Origin of the sequence: Variovorax sp. (assembly GCF_965279555.1) — a bacterium.
In the GTDB taxonomy this organism is placed as follows: Bacteria; Pseudomonadota; Gammaproteobacteria; order Burkholderiales; family Burkholderiaceae_C; genus Variovorax.
Window position 1 is genome coordinate 1,256,203 of record NZ_OZ257247.1, and the last position, 17,924, is coordinate 1,274,126.

Annotated in this window: 18 protein-coding genes; 15 read left to right on the forward strand and 3 right to left on the reverse strand. The window is 67.3% G+C overall.

What is annotated here, in order from left to right; all coding sequences use genetic code 11:
* Window positions 1–98 precede the first annotated feature (98 nt).
* Both ACQY8B_RS06235 and ACQY8B_RS06240 read left to right on the forward strand, forming a co-directional pair.
* Window positions 99–1,691 (forward strand): esterase/lipase family protein, encoded by a 1,593-nt coding sequence (locus ACQY8B_RS06235; RefSeq protein WP_422085885.1) that lies wholly within the window; start codon window positions 99–101, stop codon window positions 1,689–1,691.
* A gap of 22 nt (window positions 1,692–1,713) precedes the next feature.
* Window positions 1,714–2,250: a cysteine hydrolase family protein gene (locus tag ACQY8B_RS06240; protein ID WP_422085886.1), complete on the forward strand. Its 537-nt coding sequence runs from the start codon at window positions 1,714–1,716 to the stop codon at window positions 2,248–2,250.
* 80 nt (window positions 2,251–2,330) lie between these two features.
* Here the strand turns inward: ACQY8B_RS06240 and ACQY8B_RS06245 are convergent, their stop codons facing one another.
* Entirely contained in the window at window positions 2,331–2,813 is a 483-nt protein-coding gene (locus ACQY8B_RS06245; RefSeq protein ID WP_422085887.1) for a MarR family winged helix-turn-helix transcriptional regulator, read from the reverse strand.
* Between the two features lie 166 nt (window positions 2,814–2,979).
* Here ACQY8B_RS06245 and ACQY8B_RS06250 point away from each other — a divergent pair, with 166 nt between their 5' ends.
* The 10 genes from ACQY8B_RS06250 to ACQY8B_RS06295 all read left to right on the forward strand — a co-directional run bounded on the left by ACQY8B_RS06250 (window position 2,980) and on the right by ACQY8B_RS06295 (window position 12,519).
* Window positions 2,980–4,752 (forward strand): tannase/feruloyl esterase family alpha/beta hydrolase, encoded by a 1,773-nt coding sequence (locus ACQY8B_RS06250; protein ID WP_422085888.1) that lies wholly within the window; start codon window positions 2,980–2,982, stop codon window positions 4,750–4,752.
* A gap of 304 nt (window positions 4,753–5,056) precedes the next feature.
* A complete protein-coding gene (locus tag ACQY8B_RS06255) occupies window positions 5,057–5,404 on the forward strand; it encodes a hypothetical protein (RefSeq protein WP_422085889.1) in 348 nt (115 codons plus the stop codon).
* Between the two features lie 166 nt (window positions 5,405–5,570).
* Window positions 5,571–6,242: an amino acid ABC transporter permease gene (locus tag ACQY8B_RS06260; RefSeq protein WP_013540636.1), complete on the forward strand. Its 672-nt coding sequence runs from the start codon at window positions 5,571–5,573 to the stop codon at window positions 6,240–6,242.
* A 24-nt stretch (window positions 6,243–6,266) separates the two neighbouring features.
* Window positions 6,267–6,920, forward strand: a complete 654-nt coding sequence (locus tag ACQY8B_RS06265; RefSeq protein WP_422085890.1) for an amino acid ABC transporter permease — start codon at window positions 6,267–6,269, stop codon at window positions 6,918–6,920.
* A gap of 59 nt (window positions 6,921–6,979) precedes the next feature.
* Window positions 6,980–7,777, forward strand: a complete 798-nt coding sequence (locus tag ACQY8B_RS06270) for a transporter substrate-binding domain-containing protein (protein ID WP_422085891.1) — start codon at window positions 6,980–6,982, stop codon at window positions 7,775–7,777.
* Between the two features lie 137 nt (window positions 7,778–7,914).
* Window positions 7,915–8,670 (forward strand): amino acid ABC transporter ATP-binding protein, encoded by a 756-nt coding sequence (locus tag ACQY8B_RS06275; protein ID WP_422085892.1) that lies wholly within the window; start codon window positions 7,915–7,917, stop codon window positions 8,668–8,670.
* On the forward strand, window positions 8,670–9,419 hold the full coding sequence (locus tag ACQY8B_RS06280; protein ID WP_422085893.1) for a sugar phosphate isomerase/epimerase family protein: 750 nt from the start codon (window positions 8,670–8,672) through the stop codon (window positions 9,417–9,419). Before ACQY8B_RS06275 ends, ACQY8B_RS06280 begins: the two co-directional genes overlap by 1 nt.
* A 10-nt stretch (window positions 9,420–9,429) precedes the next feature.
* On the forward strand, window positions 9,430–10,383 hold the full coding sequence (locus tag ACQY8B_RS06285; RefSeq protein WP_422085894.1) for a sugar kinase: 954 nt from the start codon (window positions 9,430–9,432) through the stop codon (window positions 10,381–10,383).
* A gap of 5 nt (window positions 10,384–10,388) precedes the next feature.
* Window positions 10,389–11,372, forward strand: a complete 984-nt coding sequence (locus ACQY8B_RS06290) for a 2-hydroxyacid dehydrogenase (protein WP_422085895.1) — start codon at window positions 10,389–10,391, stop codon at window positions 11,370–11,372.
* A 124-nt stretch (window positions 11,373–11,496) separates the two neighbouring features.
* On the forward strand, window positions 11,497–12,519 hold the full coding sequence (locus ACQY8B_RS06295) for a LacI family DNA-binding transcriptional regulator (protein ID WP_106933944.1): 1,023 nt from the start codon (window positions 11,497–11,499) through the stop codon (window positions 12,517–12,519).
* 285 nt (window positions 12,520–12,804) lie between these two features.
* Here ACQY8B_RS06295 and ACQY8B_RS06300 read toward each other — a convergent pair whose 3' ends face one another.
* Window positions 12,805–14,457, reverse strand: a complete 1,653-nt coding sequence (locus tag ACQY8B_RS06300) for a GMC family oxidoreductase (RefSeq protein WP_422085896.1) — start codon at window positions 14,455–14,457, stop codon at window positions 12,805–12,807.
* Between the two features lie 102 nt (window positions 14,458–14,559).
* On the reverse strand, window positions 14,560–16,065 hold the full coding sequence (locus ACQY8B_RS06305; RefSeq protein ID WP_422085898.1) for an FAD-dependent oxidoreductase: 1,506 nt from the start codon (window positions 16,063–16,065) through the stop codon (window positions 14,560–14,562).
* Between the two features lie 46 nt (window positions 16,066–16,111).
* Between ACQY8B_RS06305 and ACQY8B_RS06310 the strand changes: the two genes are divergently transcribed.
* From ACQY8B_RS06310 to ACQY8B_RS06320, 3 genes are read left to right on the forward strand one after another with little or no spacing between them, the layout of a single operon-like run.
* Window positions 16,112–16,600 (forward strand): MarR family winged helix-turn-helix transcriptional regulator, encoded by a 489-nt coding sequence (locus ACQY8B_RS06310; RefSeq protein WP_106933947.1) that lies wholly within the window; start codon window positions 16,112–16,114, stop codon window positions 16,598–16,600.
* 53 nt (window positions 16,601–16,653) lie between these two features.
* Entirely contained in the window at window positions 16,654–17,304 is a 651-nt protein-coding gene (locus tag ACQY8B_RS06315) for a response regulator (RefSeq protein WP_422085899.1), read from the forward strand.
* Window positions 17,305–17,341: 37 nt separating this feature from the next.
* On the forward strand, window positions 17,342–17,899 hold the full coding sequence (locus ACQY8B_RS06320) for a hypothetical protein (RefSeq protein WP_422085901.1): 558 nt from the start codon (window positions 17,342–17,344) through the stop codon (window positions 17,897–17,899).
* The last annotated feature ends 25 nt before the right edge of the window (window positions 17,900–17,924 follow it).

Sequence of the window (17,924 nt, forward strand, 5' to 3'; positions counted from 1 at the left end):
AAAAGGTCCAGTCCTATGCCATGCGCGATATAGCGCCCCAGACCACGCCTCGGCAAACTGAAAGGCTCCATCAGCCAAAGGCAAAGGCGGCAAGGTTCATGAGCAGCAATCGCTATCCCATCATCTACGTGCGCGGCTACGCCATGACCGAGGCCGAGCGCGACGACACCGCCGCCGATCCGTTCTGCGGCTTCAACGTAGGCTCCACCGTCTACCGCGCCACGGTCAAGAAAGAAGCGCCGGCGCAGAAGTTCGTCTTCGAGTCGCCGGTGGTGCGGCTGCTGGCCGACTTTCAGTACCAGAGCGTCTACCAGAACGGCCTCGACATCATCGACCCCGACTGGAAACCCTCGCCCGACGAGAACGGCAACGACGTGGACGGCATTCCCGCCGCCTCTTTCATCATCTACCGCTACTACGACGCGGGCTCCGAGCTGCTCGGCGATGGCCAGTCGCGCGACGTCAAGGTCTATGCGCAAGGCCTGAGCCAGCTGATCCTGCGCGTGCGCGACCTCGTGGCGCTGCGCGAAGGGCCGGGCTATTCGAAGGACGACTTCCGCTGCTACCTCGTCGCGCACTCGATGGGCGGCCTGGTGGTGCGCGCCTTCCTGCAGAACCCCGCGCTCGGCGACGCTGCCGCGCGCGCCTGCGTCGACAAGGTGTTCACCTACGCCACGCCGCACAACGGCATCGACATGGGCGGCATCAACGTGCCGGCGTGGCTCTCGCTGGCCGAGATGAACACCTTCAACCGCGACAAGATGTCGGAATTCATGGCCACCGCGCCGGTCAACGGCCGCATGGACTACCTGCCGGCCTCGGCCTTTCCGGCCGAGCGCTTCTTCTGCATGGTCGGCACCAACCGCGGCGACTACGAAACCGCCAAGGGCCTGTCGCGCATGTTCGCGGGCCACGGCAGCGACGGGCTGGTGCGCATCGAGAACGCCTCGCTCTGGGCGCTCGACGATGCCGGCAACACGCAGCCGGTGGCCACAGCCTTTGCCTACCGTTCGCACTCCGGCTTCTTCGGCATCGTCAACTCGGAGGAGGCCTACCAGAACCTCACGCGCTTCCTGTTCGGCGACGTGCGCGTGGACCTGTGGTTCGACATCGACGGCGTGACCCTGCCGCCGGACCTGCCCGCCGGTGCCGACGTCGATGCGCTCTACCAGGTCGAGCTGCTGGCCGCGCCCCGCGGCAAGCGCTGGTACCTGAGCCGGCGCGTGGCGGAAGAAGACTCGCCGGCCTGCCGCACCCACAAGGAGCTGACCGACCCCGCCACGGCCGACCGCCGCGCGGTCTACCTGTCGACCGTGTTCCTCGCCAACAGGGCCCGCGTGAAGCAGGACCGCCCGACGCTCGCCTACGCCATGACGCTGGGCGTGCGCGTGCCCGACTACCAGGTCAACAACAAGTTCTGGCTAGACGGCCACTACGAGGGCAGCTCGCTGTTCCGCGACACGCTGGTGATCGAGCTCGCGCCGCCCGCCGCGGACGACCCCGCGCAGAACTGGAACGTCAAGTACGGCTGGCAGACCGACACGGCGGGCCAGGCCTCTCTGCCGATGAACCCGACGCAGCTGGCTAGCGGCAAGCTGCGCTTCACCGTGCCGCTTTCCAGCCTTGGGGCCGCACCGGCGGCGCCCGGCATCACCGGGAAAGTACGGCTCGAAGTGAGCGCCTGGAGTTGAGGCCCGCCGCTACGATGGCGGCATGAAAACAGCCATCCTCGTCATCGATGTGCAGCGCGGTCTCTGCGACGACCCGCCGCGTCCCCATGAAGCCGCCGAAGTGGTGCAGCGCATCAACGCGCTCACCGGCAGGGCGCGCGCGGCCGGCGTGCCGGTGGCGTTCATCCAGCACGAGAACGCGGTCGACCTCGTGTTCGATTCCGAGCGCTGGCAACTGGTCGGCGCGCTGGACACCGATTCGCGCGACGCCAAGCTGCGCAAGACCACGCCCGATTCGTTCCTGCGCACGCCGCTCGATGCATGGCTGTCGGAGCATGCGGTGAGGCGCGTGGTCATCTGCGGCTACTCGTCGGAGTTCTGTGTCGACACCACCGTGCGCCGCGCCGCCGCGCTGGGCTACGAGGTGGTGCTCGCGGCCGATGCGCACACCTCGCACGACAAGCCACACGCCACCGGCGCGCAGATCCGCGCGCACCACAACGCCACGCTCTCGGACATCACGAGCTTCGGCGTGCCGATCCGCGCAATCGCCAGCGCGGAAGTCGTCTTGGGCGACTGAACGCAGCCTGCACGAACCGCGCGCGGCACGGGCGTGCGCCCGCAAGCGAAAGAGCCTGCATCGAAGGGCTGCCTGAATGCTCAAACGCTGCGTGACACGGCAACCTTGTGCAGGAGCTCGATCAGGATCAACTGCTCGCCCTTGGAGAGGTTGCCGAGCACATGCTGCTCGCCTTCGATCACCGACCGTGTAGCGCTGCTGGCAAGCGTTGCGCCGGTCGGGGTGGTTCGAAGGTACTGAGCCCTGCGATCCGTTGCATGCGGGGTGCGCCGGATCAACTCTCGCCTCTCGAGCCGTTCGAGCCATGCTGCGATGTTGGGCGCCGTGACCGCGAGTGCCTTTGCCAGGCGGGCGGCCGACACGTCGGGATTTTCGTGAATGAGGCACAGCACCGTGAACTCGACGGGGCGCAGGTCGAAAGGTGTGCCTACTCGCTCGGCGAACACTGCGTCGGTGACGATCGTCGCCTGCGCGAGCTGATAGCCGAGCACGTGATGCAGGGACGCTTCGACCAGTCGGCCGGCTGGTGTGGCATCTACCGGATTGCTTCTGTTCTTGGGCATTCCGGGCATTGTCGTTCTGCCTCCAAGTGATTCACCGCCTGATCTAACGTGTTCGGCGGATCTTCGTTGGAGTGCAAACTGCTTAATGGAAAACCATAACTGGTTATCTTTAATAGTTAAGTAGATTAACTATAGGCGCCGCATCCAGGCGTCGAAGGAGACATTCTTGAAGACCCCTGCATCCCTGATCTTTGTCGCTTCACTGCTGACCGCCTGCGGCGGAGGAAATGGTGGTGGCGGCTTCGTCGGTTCGTTCCCGACGACCGGCACGCCGACGGCCGGCAACGGCAATCCCGTGACTCCTCCCGACAATCCGGCGCCGCCCGTCGAGACACTGCCGGTGCTCGGCGCGGCCACCGGCGCGGCGCTCATCGATTGCGCCTCGCTCGCCGGCTTCACCTTTGCCCACACGACGATCACTGCTGCCAATTCGATTGCCGCCGGCAGCCTGAGCGTCGCCGGCAAGCCGGTGGGGGCGCATTGCCAGGTGCGCGGATCGATGTATCAGCGCACGAGTCCGGTCGACGGCCAGAGCTATGCGATCGGCTTCGAGATGCGTTTGCCGGTGAACTGGAACGGGCGATATTTCTATCAGGCCAACGGGGGGCTCGACGGCAGCATCGGCACCGCCACCGGGCCGGTCGGCGGAGGCGGCGTTCTGGACAACGCGCTGAACAAAGGCTTCGCCGTGATCAGTTCCGACGCGGGGCACCAGGCGCCCACGCCGTTCTTCGGCATCGATCCGCAGGCCCGCCTCGACTACGGCTACCAGGCGGTCGGCAAGCTCACGCCGATGGCGAAGGCGTTGATCGCGTCGGCCTATGGAAAGGGACCGGACCGCTCCTACATCGGCGGCTGCTCCAACGGCGGGCGCCACACCATGGTTGCCATGTCGCGCTATGCGGACGACTACGACGGCTTCCTGGTGGGCGACCCCGGTTTCCGGCTTCCCCTTGCGGCCTCCGCAAACATCGTCGGTGCCCAGAACTACAACGCCCTGGCAACCACCCCGGGCGATCCGAGCACGGGCTTCACGTTGGCCGAACGCACCCTGGTCTCCAATGCGGTCCTTGCCAAGTGCGACGCCCTCGACGGCACCACCGACGGCATCGTCCAAGACACCGGCGCATGCCAGGCGGCCTTCTCGCTCGACCGCGACGTTCCCACCTGCAGCGGCTCGCGCGATGGCACCTGCCTGTCGGCCGACCAGAAGCTTCGCATCGGGCAGCTCTTCGCGGGTGCGCTCGACGGCGGCGGAAAGAAGTTCTATGCGAGCTTTCCGTTCGACGCAGGCCTGAACACCACCGGCTGGTCATCGTGGAAGTTCTCGAATTCTTTGAACCTCGACTCAGGTGCGGTCGCCTTCGTCTGGCAGGTGCCGCCCGAGAGCCCGACCGGCTTCAACGGCCCCAATTTCACGCTCACGGCCGACATCGATTCGATCCTCTCGAAGATCACGTCGACCGACGGGCTCTACACCGAGAACTCGCTTTCGTTCATGACGCCGCCGAACCCGACCGATCTGAGTCGCTTGAAGAAGCGCGGCGCCAAGGTCATGACCTACCACGGAACGAGCGACCCCATCTTCTCGAGCGACGACACGCAGCACTGGTACGACCAGCTGACGGCGGCCAACGGCGGCGATGCATCCAACTTCGCACGCTTCTATCGGGTGCCCGGAATGAACCACTGCTCCGGCGGGCCGACCACCGACCAGTTCGACATGCTCGCACCGCTCGTCAACTGGGTGGAGAAGGGCGAGGCCGCCGATTCGGTCGTCGCCTCGGCGCGCGGTGCGGGCAACGCAGGCGGCGCGAATGCGGATGTGCCTTCCGGCTGGTCGCCCACCCGCACCCGGCCGCTCTGCGCCTACCCGAAGGTTGCGCGCTACAAGGGCACGGGCGATATCGAGAAGGCCGAGAGTTTCAGCTGCCAATGAAAAGCTTCGCGGCTGGCAGCGCTCGGCCGCGAGCGAAGTGCGTGGCTATACTGCGCCCGTCACGTCTAACAAGGCGTGATCGGGTTTAGCAGCCCGAAGCAATCTCTGCGACGAGAGCCGCAGTTTCCCCGCAGGACCTGCGGCTTTGTCATTCGCGCTTCCAGTTTTGGCGGCTCGGATGGGAGGGCTCGCGCCCTGCCGGTTTCTCGCAAGAGGTTGCCCGGTCTGCTAACCCGTCCGAGCTGCCGCCCCGTTTAGCAGCGGGTGTGGCGGTTTCTGAAATCGCAACCTCTGGAGGTCCCCCGTGACCAAGTCTGCTCGCGTGCTCAAGCACGCGCCGAAAACCGATGCCGCCTCGACGCCGAAGTCGGTTCCTCTCCATTCGAATGCAAATGCCGAGTCGGTTGCCCTGCAGGCAGGCGACGACGTCGAGGGCATTCGCCAGGTGCACAGCGCCTATGTGTGCCTCGAAAAGCTCATCGTTCCGATGCAGGTGAACGAGCGCGAGGAGATCTATCCGACGCGATCCGAATTCGGCGCACTGTTCCGCCTGGTCAATGAGGAGCTGCAACGGCGGATCGACGCTGCGGACAGCACGATCGGTTCCTTGCGCGGTGCTCTGGGCAAGCAAGTCTGCGAACCTGCTCGATGAGTGCCCCGGGGCAAGCGCCGGTCAATCCGCCCCGGGCCGCCAGCTTGCCCCTGAACCCCAGAAAGCAGGACAAAACGACCACCTAGGGGAATCCCTAATCGAGCCTGAAACCGGTTTCATATAAGCTGCAAGCATTGCTTTCGAGGCTCGCACGCGCTCGCCCCCCATGAACTACCAGTTTCAATTCGACGCCGTCTTTGCCGCCTGGCCGCTGTTGCTCAAGGGCACGTGGATCACGGTCCAGCTCTCGCTCATTGCCACGGTGCTGGGCCTGGTGGTCGCCATCTTCTGCGCCTGGGGCAAGACTTCGGGCCCGGGCTGGCTGCGCTTCATCGTCAATGCCTACATCGAGGTGATCCGCAACACGCCGTTCCTGGTGCAGCTGTTCTTTTTCTTCTTCGCGCTGCCGGCCATCGGGCTGCGCTGGTCGCCGCAGACGGCCGCGCTGGTGGCCATGGTGGTGAACCTGGGCGCCTACGCCACGGAAATCATCCGCGCGGGCATCGAGTCGATTCCCAAGGGGCAGATCGAGGCGGGCAGGGCGCTGAACCTCAAGCCCTGGGAAATCTTCCGCTTCGTGATCATCAAGCCGGCGCTGAAGGCCATCTATCCGGCGCTCACCAGCCAGTTCATTTTGCTGATGCTGAGCTCGGCCGTGGTGTCGGTCATCTCTGCCGACGACCTGACCTCGGTGGCCGCCAACCTGCAGTCGCAGACCTTCCGCAGCTTCGAGATCTACATCGTCGTGGCCGCCATCTATCTCGCGCTGGCGCTGGCCTTCTCGGCGATGTTCAAGCTGATCTACAAGCGCACGCTCAACTACCCGGACCGCCGGTAAGAGACGACGGACGGAGACAACACCATGCGTACCTTCGGTTTTCCCGAATTCCTTTTCATCCTCGAAGCGGCCAAGTGGACGCTCGCGCTGTCGGCCATCGCCTTCGTGGGCGGCGCGATCCTGGGGCTCATCATTGCGCTGATGCGCACGTCGGAATCGACGTGGGCGCGGGCCGTGTCGACCACCTTCATTCAGATCTTCCAGGGCACGCCGCTGCTGCTGCAGCTGTTCCTGGTGTTCTTCGGCGCGCCGGTGCTGGGGCTGGACATCAACCCGTGGGTAGCCGCGGGCGTGGCGCTCATCCTCAACAGCGCGGCCTTCCTCGGCGAAATCTGGCGCGGCTGCATCGAGGCCATTCCGCGCGGCCAGTGGGAAGCGGCGGAGGCGCTGAGCCTGAAGTACACCTCCCGCATGCGCGACGTGGTGCTGCCGCAGGCCTTCAAGATCGCGCTCGCGCCCACCGTGGGCTACGTGGTGCAGATCATCAAGGGCACCTCGCTCGCGGCCATCATCGGCTTCGTCGAGGTGACGCGTGCCGGGCAGATCGTCAACAACGCCACCTTCCAGCCGCTCATCGTGTTCTCGGTGGTGGCCGCCATCTATTTCGTGATCTGCTGGCCGCTGTCGCTGCTGGCCGCGCGCATGGAGCGCAAGCGCGCTCGCGCGCTGGCCCGCTGATTTCCTTTTTTCGTTTTTTCTTTCTCGTCGTTCCTTTCTTTATTCAGGAGACATATTCCATGACCCGTACCACCTCCCGCCGCGCAGCGCTCGCAGCCCTCGGCCTCGGCGCCGCCCTCACCGTGTTCGCACCCTTCGCCTCGGCCCAGAGCGTGGCCGACATCAAGAAGAAGGGCGAGATCACCATCGGCATGCTGGTCGACTTCCCGCCCTACGGCACCACCGACGCCAAGAACCAGCCCGATGGCTACGACGCCGACGTGGCCAAGTTGCTGGCCAAGGACTGGGGCGTCAAGGCCAACATCGTGCCGGTGACCGGCCCGAACCGCATTCCCTTCCTGCTGACCAACAAGGTCGACCTGCTGGTGGCTTCGCTGGCCATCACGCCCGAGCGCGCGAAGCAGGTGCAGTTCTCGCAGCCCTACGCGGCCGCCACCATCGTGCTGTACGGCGCGAGCAAGACGCCGATCAAGGCTGCAGCCGACCTGAAGGGCCTGCGCGTCGGTGTGGCTCGCGCTTCGACGCAAGACGTGGCCGTGACCAAGGCAGCACCGGAAGGCACCGAAATCCGCCGCTTCGACGACGATGCATCGGCCATGCAGGCGCTGATCTCCGGCCAGGTCGATGCCATCGGCTGCTCGGTGACCGTCGCCGCGCAGATCGCCAAGCGCGTGCCTGCCAACACCTACGAAAACAAGTTCACGCTGGTGCAGCAGTCGATGGGCATCGCGATGCGCCCCGGCCAGGAAGAGCTGGCCAAGGCGGTGAACGAGTTCGTGCAGAAGAACACCGCCAACGGCGAGCTGAACAAGCTGTATCAGAAGTGGCTGCAGGCCGATCTGCCGAAGATGAACTAACCCCCAGGCTTCGCGCACTTCGTGTCGCTTCGCCAACCCCCTTGCAGGGGGCAACACCTGCGGCCCGGCAAAGCCGGTTCCGCGGTGTTCCTTGAGAAGGCGCAAGGCGCCCCACATCGAGTATCGGAATAACGAGCATGACGACGGAATCGATCATCCGCATGGAAGCGGTCAACAAGTGGTACGGTGAATTCCAGGTGTTGACCGGCATCGACCTGTCGGTGCGCCAGGGCGAGCGCATCGTGATCTGCGGGCCTTCGGGCTCCGGCAAGTCGACGCTGATCCGCTGCATCAACCGGCTCGAGACGGTGCAGAAGGGCCGCATCGTGGTCGATGGCATCGACCTCACGGCCGGCGGCAAGAACATCGACGCGGTGCGTGCCGAGGTCGGCATGGTGTTCCAGCAGTTCAACCTGTTCCCGCACCTCACCATCCTGGAGAACTGCACGCTCGCACCGATGCGATCGCGCGGCATGACCAAGGCGCAGGCCGAGGAAATTGCCATGAAATACCTCACGCGGGTGCGCATTCCCGAGCAGGCCAACAAGTACCCGAGCCAGCTCTCGGGCGGCCAGCAGCAGCGCGTGGCCATTGCGCGCGCGCTGTGCATGACGCCGAAGATCATGCTGTTCGACGAGCCAACCTCCGCGCTCGACCCCGAGATGGTCAAGGAAGTGCTCGACACCATGATCGGCCTGGCCGAAGACGGCATGACCATGCTGTGCGTGACCCACGAAATGGGCTTTGCCCGCAGCGTGGCCGACCGCGTGATCTTCATGGCCGAAGGCAAGATCGTCGAGCAGGCACCGCCCGAAGAGTTCTTCGGCAACCCCAAGGACGAGCGCACGCGCCAGTTCCTCGGCCAGATCCTGAGTTCACACCAAGGCCACTGATGTCCTTCGAGGTCCTGATTTCTCTGTCGTCCTTCGGTGCGGCCGAGGTGGGCCGGCACGGCCAGCTCTGGTGCTCGCAGCTTGCGCGCGCGTCAGGCGCCGATTCGGTGGAAGTGCGCGGCGAGATGTTGCGCGACCCCGACGCGGAACTGCCCGCGCTGAACGGACTGGCATCGGTGTACTCCAGCCCCGAGGGCCTGTGGGCCCAGGGCGGCTGGCTCGACAGCGCCGCGCTCAAGCGCGGCATTGCCGCCGCCACGCGGGTGGGCGCGAAGCGGCTCAAGATGTCCATCGGCGACTTCCAGGCTTCGTCGCACGGCTCGCTCTGGGGCCTGAAGGTGGAGCTTGCGGAGACACGCGTCGAACTCGTCATCGAGAACGACCAGACCGTGCGCGCCGGCACGCTGGCCGCGCTGCAGACCTTCTTCGACGTGGCCGACCGCGCCGGCGTTTCGCTCGGCATGACCTTCGACATGGGCAACTGGCACTGGGTCGGCGAATGCCCGCTGCAGGCGGCGCAGGCGCTCGGCCATCGCGTGCGCTACGTGCATTGCAAGGGCGCGCAGCGCCTGCCGCACAAGTGGGTGGCGGTGCCGCTGGGCGATTCGGTGGCGCCATGGCGTGCCGTGCTGCGCGCGCTGCCCGCCGACGTGCCGCATGCCATCGAATACCCGCTCGCGGGCGACGACCTGCAGGCCGTCACCCGCGCGCAGATCGACTTCATCCGCGCCGCGCGCGCACAGACCTAGAACAACAGACATGACAGAACCTACCGCCTTCGACGTCGCTCTTTTCGGGGAGGCCATGCTGCTGCTGGTGGCCGACCGGCCGGGGCCGCTGGAGGACGCCCAGTCGTTCCACAAGCGCACCGCCGGTGCCGAGACCAACGTGGCCATCGGCCTCTCGCGCCTGGGCCTGAAGGTGGGCTGGGCCAGCCGGCTGGGCACCGACTCGATGGGCCGCGCGCTGCTGGCCGCGATGCGCGCCGAAGGCATCGACTGTTCGCATGTGATCACCGACGCCACGCAGCGCACCGGCTTCCAGTTCAAGGGCCGCGTCACCGACGGCAGCGACCCGCCGATCGAATACCACCGCAAGGGCTCGGCCGCGAGCCACATGGGCCCGGCCGATGTCGACGAAACATGGCTGCGCTCGGCGCGGCACCTGCACGCCACCGGCGTATTCGCCGCCATCTCGGACACCAGCCTGCAGGCCGCGCTCAAGAGCATGGACGTGATGCGCGCCGCGGGCCGCACCATCTCGTTCGACACCAATCTGCGTCCCACGTTGTGGTCGTCCACCGAGACCATGCGCCACTGGGTCAACGAACTGGCCTCGCGCGCCGACTGGGTGCTGCCCGGCATCGAGGAAGGGCTGCTGCTCACGGGCCACGACAAGCCCGAAGACGTCGCCAGGTTCTACCGCGAGCGCGGCGCGAAGCTGGTGGTGGTGAAGCTCGGCGCGGCGGGCGCCTACTACGACAGCGACGTGGCCGGCACCGGCCGCATCGACGGCTTTCCGGTGAAGGAAGTGATCGACACCGTGGGCGCGGGCGACGGCTTCGCGGCCGGCGTGGTGAGCGCGCTGCTCGAAGGCCGCAGCGTGCCCGACGCGGTGCGCCGCGGCGCCTGGATCGGCGCGCGCGCCGTGCAGGTGCTGGGCGACACCGAAGGCCTGCCGACGCGGGCGCAACTCGAAGAAGCGGGGCTCTGAACGCCATGACGCAGCAGAAGAACATCCTCGTCTTCCGGCCGCTGCCTGAAGACCAGCTCGCGCGCCTGCAGGCCGCGCATCACGTGACGGTGGCCGATCCGCGCAAGGAGCCCGAGGCCTTCGCCGCCGCGCTGCGCACCGCGAACGGCCTGATCGGCTCCAGCCACCCGGTCGATGCCGCGCTGCTCGATGCGGCGCCGCAGCTGCAGGTGATTTCGAGCGTGTCGGTCGGTGTCGACAACTACCCGCTGGCCGAATTGCACAAGCGCGGCATCGTGCTGTGCCACACGCCCGATGTGCTGACCGAGACGGTGGCCGACACGGTGTTCGCGATTCTCATGGCCACGCAGCGCCGTGTGGTCGAACTGTCGAACCTGGTGCGCGAAGGCCGCTGGACCAAAAACATCGGCGAAGAACTCTTCGGCACCGACGTGCACGGCAAGACGCTGGGCATCCTCGGCTTCGGCCGCATCGGGCAGGCGGTGGCGCGCCGCGCCGCTCTGGGATTCGGCATGCCGGTGCTCTACCACGCGCGCCGCCCGGTCGACCTGGCCGCGCAGGCGCCCGAGCTGCAAGGCCGCGCCACGCACACGCCGCTGTACGACCTGCTCGCGCGCGCCGACGTCGTGCTCGCGATGCTGCCGCTGACCGATGCCACGCGCGGCATGATCGACGCCGCATTCTTCGCGCGCATGAAGCCCGGCGCCGCCTTCATCAACGGTGGCCGCGGCGCCACGGTGAACGAAGACGCGCTGCTGAACGCACTCGATCACGGCACGCTGCGCGCGGCCGGCCTCGACGTGTTCGCGAAAGAGCCGCTGCCGGCCGATTCGCCGCTGCGCACGCATCCGCGCGTGACGCCGCTGCCGCACATCGGCTCGGCCACGCATGAGACGCGCCATGCCATGGCCGAACTGGCCACGACCAACCTGCTGCAGGTGCTGGCCGGCGAGAAGCCGACGGCGCCGTACGACACGGCGAGCGCATGACCGGTGCCAGGCTTTTCTCCCTCCCCCGCCGGGGGAGGGCAGGGGTGGGGGCAAGCGGCGAGTCCATCGGGCGCTCTGCCTGCCCTCATCCCTGCCCTCCCCCAGGGGGGGAAGGAGCAAAGACATGAAGCCCACCGGCCGCGCAACCATCGCCGACGTCGCCGAAGCGGCCGGCGTCTCCAAGGCCACCGTCTCGCGCTTCCTCAACCACCGCGAACGGCTGCTCAGCCCCGACATCGCCGCGCGCGTCGAAGTGGCCATCGCCAAGCTGGCCTATTCGCCGAGCCCGATGGCGCAGGCGCTTAGCCATGGCCGCTCGCGCCTCATCGGCCTGATCGTGGCCGACATCACCAACCCGTATTCCGTCGCCGTGCTGCGCGGCGCCGAGAAGGCCTGCCAGGATGCCGGCTACTTGGTGATGCTGTTCAACCTCGGCAACGAGAGCGAACGCGAGCGCGAAGCCATCGATGCGCTCGCGGGCTACCAGGTCGACGGCTTCATCCTCAACACGCTGGGTCGCGGCAGCAACGTGGTCGACGCGGTCACGCTGCACGGCAAGCCCGCCGTGCTGGTCGACCGCCGGCATGCGGGCATGCACACCGATTTCGTCTCGCTCGACAACCATGCCGCGATGACGGCCACCTGCGGCCATCTGGTCGAAGGCGGCTACCGCGAGCTGCTCTACGTCACCGAGCCGCAGAAGGGCGTGAGTTCGCGGCGCGAGCGCACGGCCGCCTTCGGTGCATGCGTGGCGGCGCACGAGCCGCGTGTGGCGGGCGAGATTTTCGAGTGCGTCGAGGGCGAGAGCGATGCGCTCGACGAGGCCTTGCGCGCCCTGCGCCAGCGCGCCAGGCGCGGCCGCCGCGCGGCGGTGGTCGCGGGCAATGCGGTGGTCACGCTGCGCGTGGCGCAGGCGATGGCGCGGCTGGGCTGGCAGTTCGGCAGCGACCTGGGCTTCGTCGGCTTCGACGATCCCGAATGGGCCTCGCTCATCGGTCCCGGCCTGAGCACCGTGGCCCAGCCCACCGACGCCATCGGCCGCACGGCAGCTACCTGCCTCATCGAGCGGCTGCGGGGGCTGGAGGAGCCGCCTCGTCAGTTGTTGTTGCCTGGGGAGTTGGTGGTGCGCGGGTCTTCTCACGCTTAGCTGCGTGGTTGTGTTTGTTCTGGGCGCGCTCACGCCGACGGGGTACCTTGCTCCGCGAATGTCCCCCGGGCTTCGCCCTCCTCCTTTATTTCGCTGCGCAAGGCACCCCGCCGTCGTGAGCGTCCAGAGCACTGGTTGATCGGCAGGCACCAGAGCCGCGTCCATCGTGCACAGGGCGCCGGGTGCTTCCCGCAGCGAAATAAAGGAGGAGGCCGCAGGCCGGGGGACATTCGCGGAGGGGAGTACCCGGTGGCCTGTGCACGCACCCCGAACAACGCACAAGCATCAAGCAACAAGAGACCGAGCATCCTGCACAGCACGGTCAAAGGTAATCGGCCCCCGCATCCAGTCAGCCGCCCGCTCGGCAATCATGATCGTCGTCGCGTTCGTGTTCCCGCCGATCAGCGTCGGCATCACCGATGCATCGACCACGCGCAGGTTCGCGATGCCGTGAACCCGCAGCTTCGCGTCGACCACGGCCATTGCGTCCGTTCCTATCTTGCAGGTGCCCACCGGGTGATAAATGGTGTCGGCGCGTGCGCGGATGTGCCGCTCCAGCTCTTCGTCGGTCTGCACGTTCGCGGTGTAGAGCTCGCTGTGTCGGTAGGGCGCCAGGGCAGGCGCGCGCAGTATTTCGCGCATCTTCTTCACGCCCTGCAGCAGCAGCGCCACGTCCTGCGCGTCGGACAGGAAGCGCGGATCGATGCGCGGCGCGGATGCCGGATCTGCGTCGTTCAGCCGCACGTCGCCGCGTCCGTTGGGCCGCAGCACGCATGCGTGGCACGAGAAGCCGAAGCCCCCGTGCAGCTTGCGCGCGTGGTCGTCCACCAGCCCGATCACGAAATGCAGCTGCAGGTCGGGCCGGCGCAGCTCGGGCGATGACTTGATGAAAGCGCCGCCCTCGGCAAAAGGCGTCGAGATCAGGCCCTTGCCCGTGCGACGCCACTCTGGAATGGCCTTCACGAAATTGAAGAGCCCCGCAGGCCCAAGTCCGGGCAAGCCCTTTGCCTTCGTGCGATAGGACAGGATGAAGTCGACATGGTCCTGCAGATTGCGGCCCACGCCCGGCAGCGCATGCCGTACCGCGATGCCGTGGCGCTGCAGTTCCTGCGGGTCGCCGATGCCCGAGAGCATCAGCAGCTGCGGCGAGTTGAACGCGCCGCCGCACAGCACTACCTCGCGCCGCGCCGAGAGCGTGTCGATGTTGCCGCCCCGGCGCACCTCGACGCCGGTGGCGCGTCGCCCGTCGAGCAGCACGCGCTGCGCCTGCGTGCCGTTCAGCACCGTGAGGTTGGGGCGCATGCTCATCACCGGGTGCAGGTAGGCCGCCGCGGCCGAGCAGCGCTCGCCGTTCCTGTCGCCGCCGTGGAACTGCGTGACCTGGTAGAGCCCGGCGCCTTCCTGCACGCTGCCGTTGAAGTCGTCGTTGCGCGGAATGCCGCACTCCATGGCAGCGCGCACGAAAGCTTCGCTGATCTCGCGCGGCGACTGCTGGTCCGCCACTTGCAGCGGGCCGTGCGCGCCGTGCATGGCGCTCTCGCCGCGCTGGTTGCCTTCGGCATGTTTGAACCACGGCAGCACGTCGGCGAACGACCAGCCCGAGCAGCCGGCGCGCTCCCAGTCGTCGTAGTCGCCGGGATGGCCGCGTACGTAGAGCATGGCGTTGATGGCGCTCGAGCCGCCGAGGCAGCGCCCGCGCGGCTGGTAGCCGCGGCGTCCGTTCAGGCCGGGCTGCGGCACGGTCTGGTAGGCGTAGTTGTTGATGCGCGGGCGCCCCGGCAGCATGGCCGCCGCGCCGGCCGGGGCGCGCACCAGCACGCCGCGGCCGTCGCCGCCGGCCTCGATCAGGCAGACCTGCACGGCGGGGTCTTCGCTGAGCCGCGCGGCCAGCGTGGCGCCGCCGGACCCGCCGCCCACGATCACGTAGTCGAATTCCATGGCGTGTCTCTTCCTTTTGTTATTTGCCGCCTGCGTCCGGTCGGTGGAGCGGACGAATTCGACTGTAGGAATGAACGCTGGAGCGGAGCTTGGCGTTTTCCCTCAGTGCGGCAGGCCCAGGCCCACGGCCTGCAGATAGGCCTCCAGTGCCTCGATGCGGGCCGAGGCCACGATGGCGCCGACATAGCCGTCGGGGCGCACCAGCACCCAATCGCCGGGCATGGGTTCGTAGGCTTCGCGGAAGTGGCCGCCGTCGTCGTGCAACTCGCCCCCGTCGCCCAAGGTATGGATGTGCAGGCCCGACCGTGGCGCGATGCCGCGGCGATCGGTCTCCCAGCCCAGCAGGGTCCAGTGCGCACCCTTGAACAACTGGAACAGGCGCGTCGGTTGCCCGGCGGCGCCGCGTACCGGCGCATCGGGCGCGCGGTCGCCCGCGCACAGGCGGCTGCCGGCGCGTTCCGGCTGCTCCATCGCGAGCGACGATCCGAAGTAGCCCAGGTCGAGCTGATGCACCTCGCGTCCGCGCCGCATGTCGCCGCGCTTCGCATCGACGAGCAGCTTCGTGGAGAGCCCGAGCACTTCTGCCGCAACCGGGCGACGCTCTTCTTCGTAGCTGTCGAGCAAGGTCTTGGGCGCGCCAGCTGCAACGCCCGCCAGTTTCCAGCCGAGGTTGTAGGCGTCCTGCACGCTGGTGTTCAGCCCCTGGCCGCCCGTCGGCGGATGGACGTGCGCGGCATCACCGACCAGCAGCACGTTGCCTGCCCGGTAGCGGTCGGCCAGGCGAGCGTTCATCTGGAAGGCCGAGGCCCACGAGACCGAGTGGATCTCGATGTCGTTGCGGCCGGTGCGCGCGGCAACCATGGCAGAGAGGCCCTGCGCAGAGAGATCGATGTCGCCTTCCAGCGGTATCGGCGCCTGCAGCTGGAACAGCTGCGTTCCGGCGAGTGGGCAGAGGGACATCTGCGCATCCATCGAGCCCTCGTTGAAGCGGTGCCAGGCTCCGCGCTCCAGGCCGGACAGCACGACATCGGCCACCACCGCGCGCACGCCCAGCGTCTTGCCAGGAAAGCCGATGTCCAGCGCATGCCGCACGAAGCTGCGGCCACCGTCGGCGCCGACGAGAAAGCGCATGCGAAGCGTCTCTTCGCCTGCCGCACTGGCCAGCCGCGCGGTCACGCCGCTTTCGTCCTGCTCGAACGCCACAAGCTCGCGGCCGAATGCCGGTCGGTGCCCGAGCTCGGCCAGCCGCTCGCGCAGCACGCCTTCGGTGAGGAACTGCGGCACCATCAAAGGAATGCCGTAGGGCTCCGCTGGCGTCGGTGGCGTGTGCGTCATCACCGGCGAATCGACATGGCCGCCGTCGGGGTGGTATTCCCGCGAAGGCGGATACAGGCCGCCGGCTGCGACGACCCGGTCGAGGATGCCCATGTCCTCGAAGACTTCCTGCGTTCGCGGCTGGATTCCCTTGCCGCGCGAGCCCTGGAAAGGCGCGTCCATCTTCTCGATGAGTCGGAAGGAAACACCCCGCCGCGCGAGGTCGATGGCAAGCGTGAGGCCGGCCGCGCCGGCGCCGCAAATGAGTACGTCCGTGGAAAAGTCCTGGGTCATGGCAAGCTCCGATGTGTGTAATATGCACCTATTAGGAGCGGATGCTATGCCAAAGAAAATAAATGTGCAAGATGCACATATCTCCGCGCAACTGCGCGCGTTGCACGGTGCGCTGCTCACCGTGGTGAGCGTCATGAACCGTCCGCAGCGTGACGAGGCGATGGTGCGCGAAGCGGGTATTTCGCTCGACCGCGCGTTGTTCCCGCTGCTGGTTGGCATCGAACGGGTCGGGCCCATCGGCGTGGTCGAACTCGCCGACCGTGCCGGGCGCGACCACACGACGGTCAGCCGGCAGGTCGCGAAGCTGGAGAGCCTGGGCCTGGTCGAGCGCCAGGGCGGCGCGCACGACCGGCGCGTGCGCGAGGCGGTCGTCACGCCTAAAGGCAAGGCGATGACCGATGCAGTCGATGCGGCGCGCGAACGGCTTGCGCGCGGCATCTTCGACAAGTGGGAGCCGCAGGATTTCGAGGACCTGGTGCGGCTGCTGCAGAAGTTCGCGGCGGACATCGAAGGCGCACCCGCGGGCGGGAAGTGACTGCGCGCAAGGATGAGCCGGAACCGCTCTCGGCTTGCGGCCAGAATCGGCGGATGCCCTCCACGATTCTGCTGATCGACGACCACGCCATGTTCCGCGAGGGCCTGCGCCTCGCGCTGCGAGAGGCGCAGCCGTCGATAACCATCGAAACCGCCAGCACCGGCAGCGAAGCGCTGCAGGCGTTGTCGACGCTGCCCGTGCTCGATGCGGTCATGACCGACTACTACCTGCCCGACCTCGGCGGTGCCGCCCTGGTGCAGCAACTGCATCGGCGCAGAGGCGGGCTGCGCATCCTGGTGCTGTCGGCCTCCGAAGACCCGCATGACGTCGAGACCGCGCTCGGAGCCGGCGCGCATGGCTTCGTCCACAAGTCGGCCGACAGCCGGCAGTTGCTGGATGCGCTGCGCCGCGTGTTCGGTGGCGAGCAGAACGTGGTGCATGTGTCGCCGCAGCAGGGCGCTTCGCCGCTGCCGGTGCTGTCGACACCGACCGACAGCCTGAGCCACTTGACCGCGCGGCAGACCGAGGTGCTGCACCTGCTGTGCGAGGGCCTGCGCAATGCGCAGATCGCAGAGCGGCTGCAGACCTCCGAGAAGACCGTGAAGGCCCATATCTCCGCGATCTTCGCGGCGCTCGGCGTGTCCAACCGCACGCAGGCCACGATCGTGGCGCGCCGCGCCGGCATGCTGGGCAAGCCACGTTAGGCAGCGCGACGCGCCCGGCGTGGCTCAATTCGCCATCATGCATTCGGACGCAACGGTATTCACGGAGATGCGCTTCTGGGGCCTGGTGCTCTGCTCGCTGGTGCTGCCCACCGCCACCTTCATCACGCTCTTCGTGCGGCGCGAGTTCTCGAAGGTCACCGTGCTGGGCTTCGGCCTGCTGCTGATCCTGCTGGCGGGCGTGGACATCTTCCTGTTGCGCGCGCTGGCCACCCTGGCCCAGGCCACGCCTTCGCTGGCTGACGACCTGGTGTTCTCGTCGGCACTGTCGATCGCGCTCTACATTTTTCCGGCCGCCTTCGGCACCTTCGGCCTCAACATGGTCTCGCATGTGCTCATGCACTACCTGAAGCAGAAGGAACTGCGCTTCGAGCGGCACAAGGTGCCGCAGCAGCAGCCGACCGGTGCGCCTTCGCGGACTCGCGCACTGGCCGTGCGGCGGATCCGGCCGCAGGCCGACCGCGCGGAAGAACCCCGGCCTTATGAGCCGCGTGGCCGCGCACCGCGCGCAAGCTGGCTCTACGCGAGCCCGGGCATGCGCCGGCGGCGAGTGGTGTCCCGGGCGTCTTTGCGGTAGAGGGGCGCGGCGCCTGCCCGCCAGG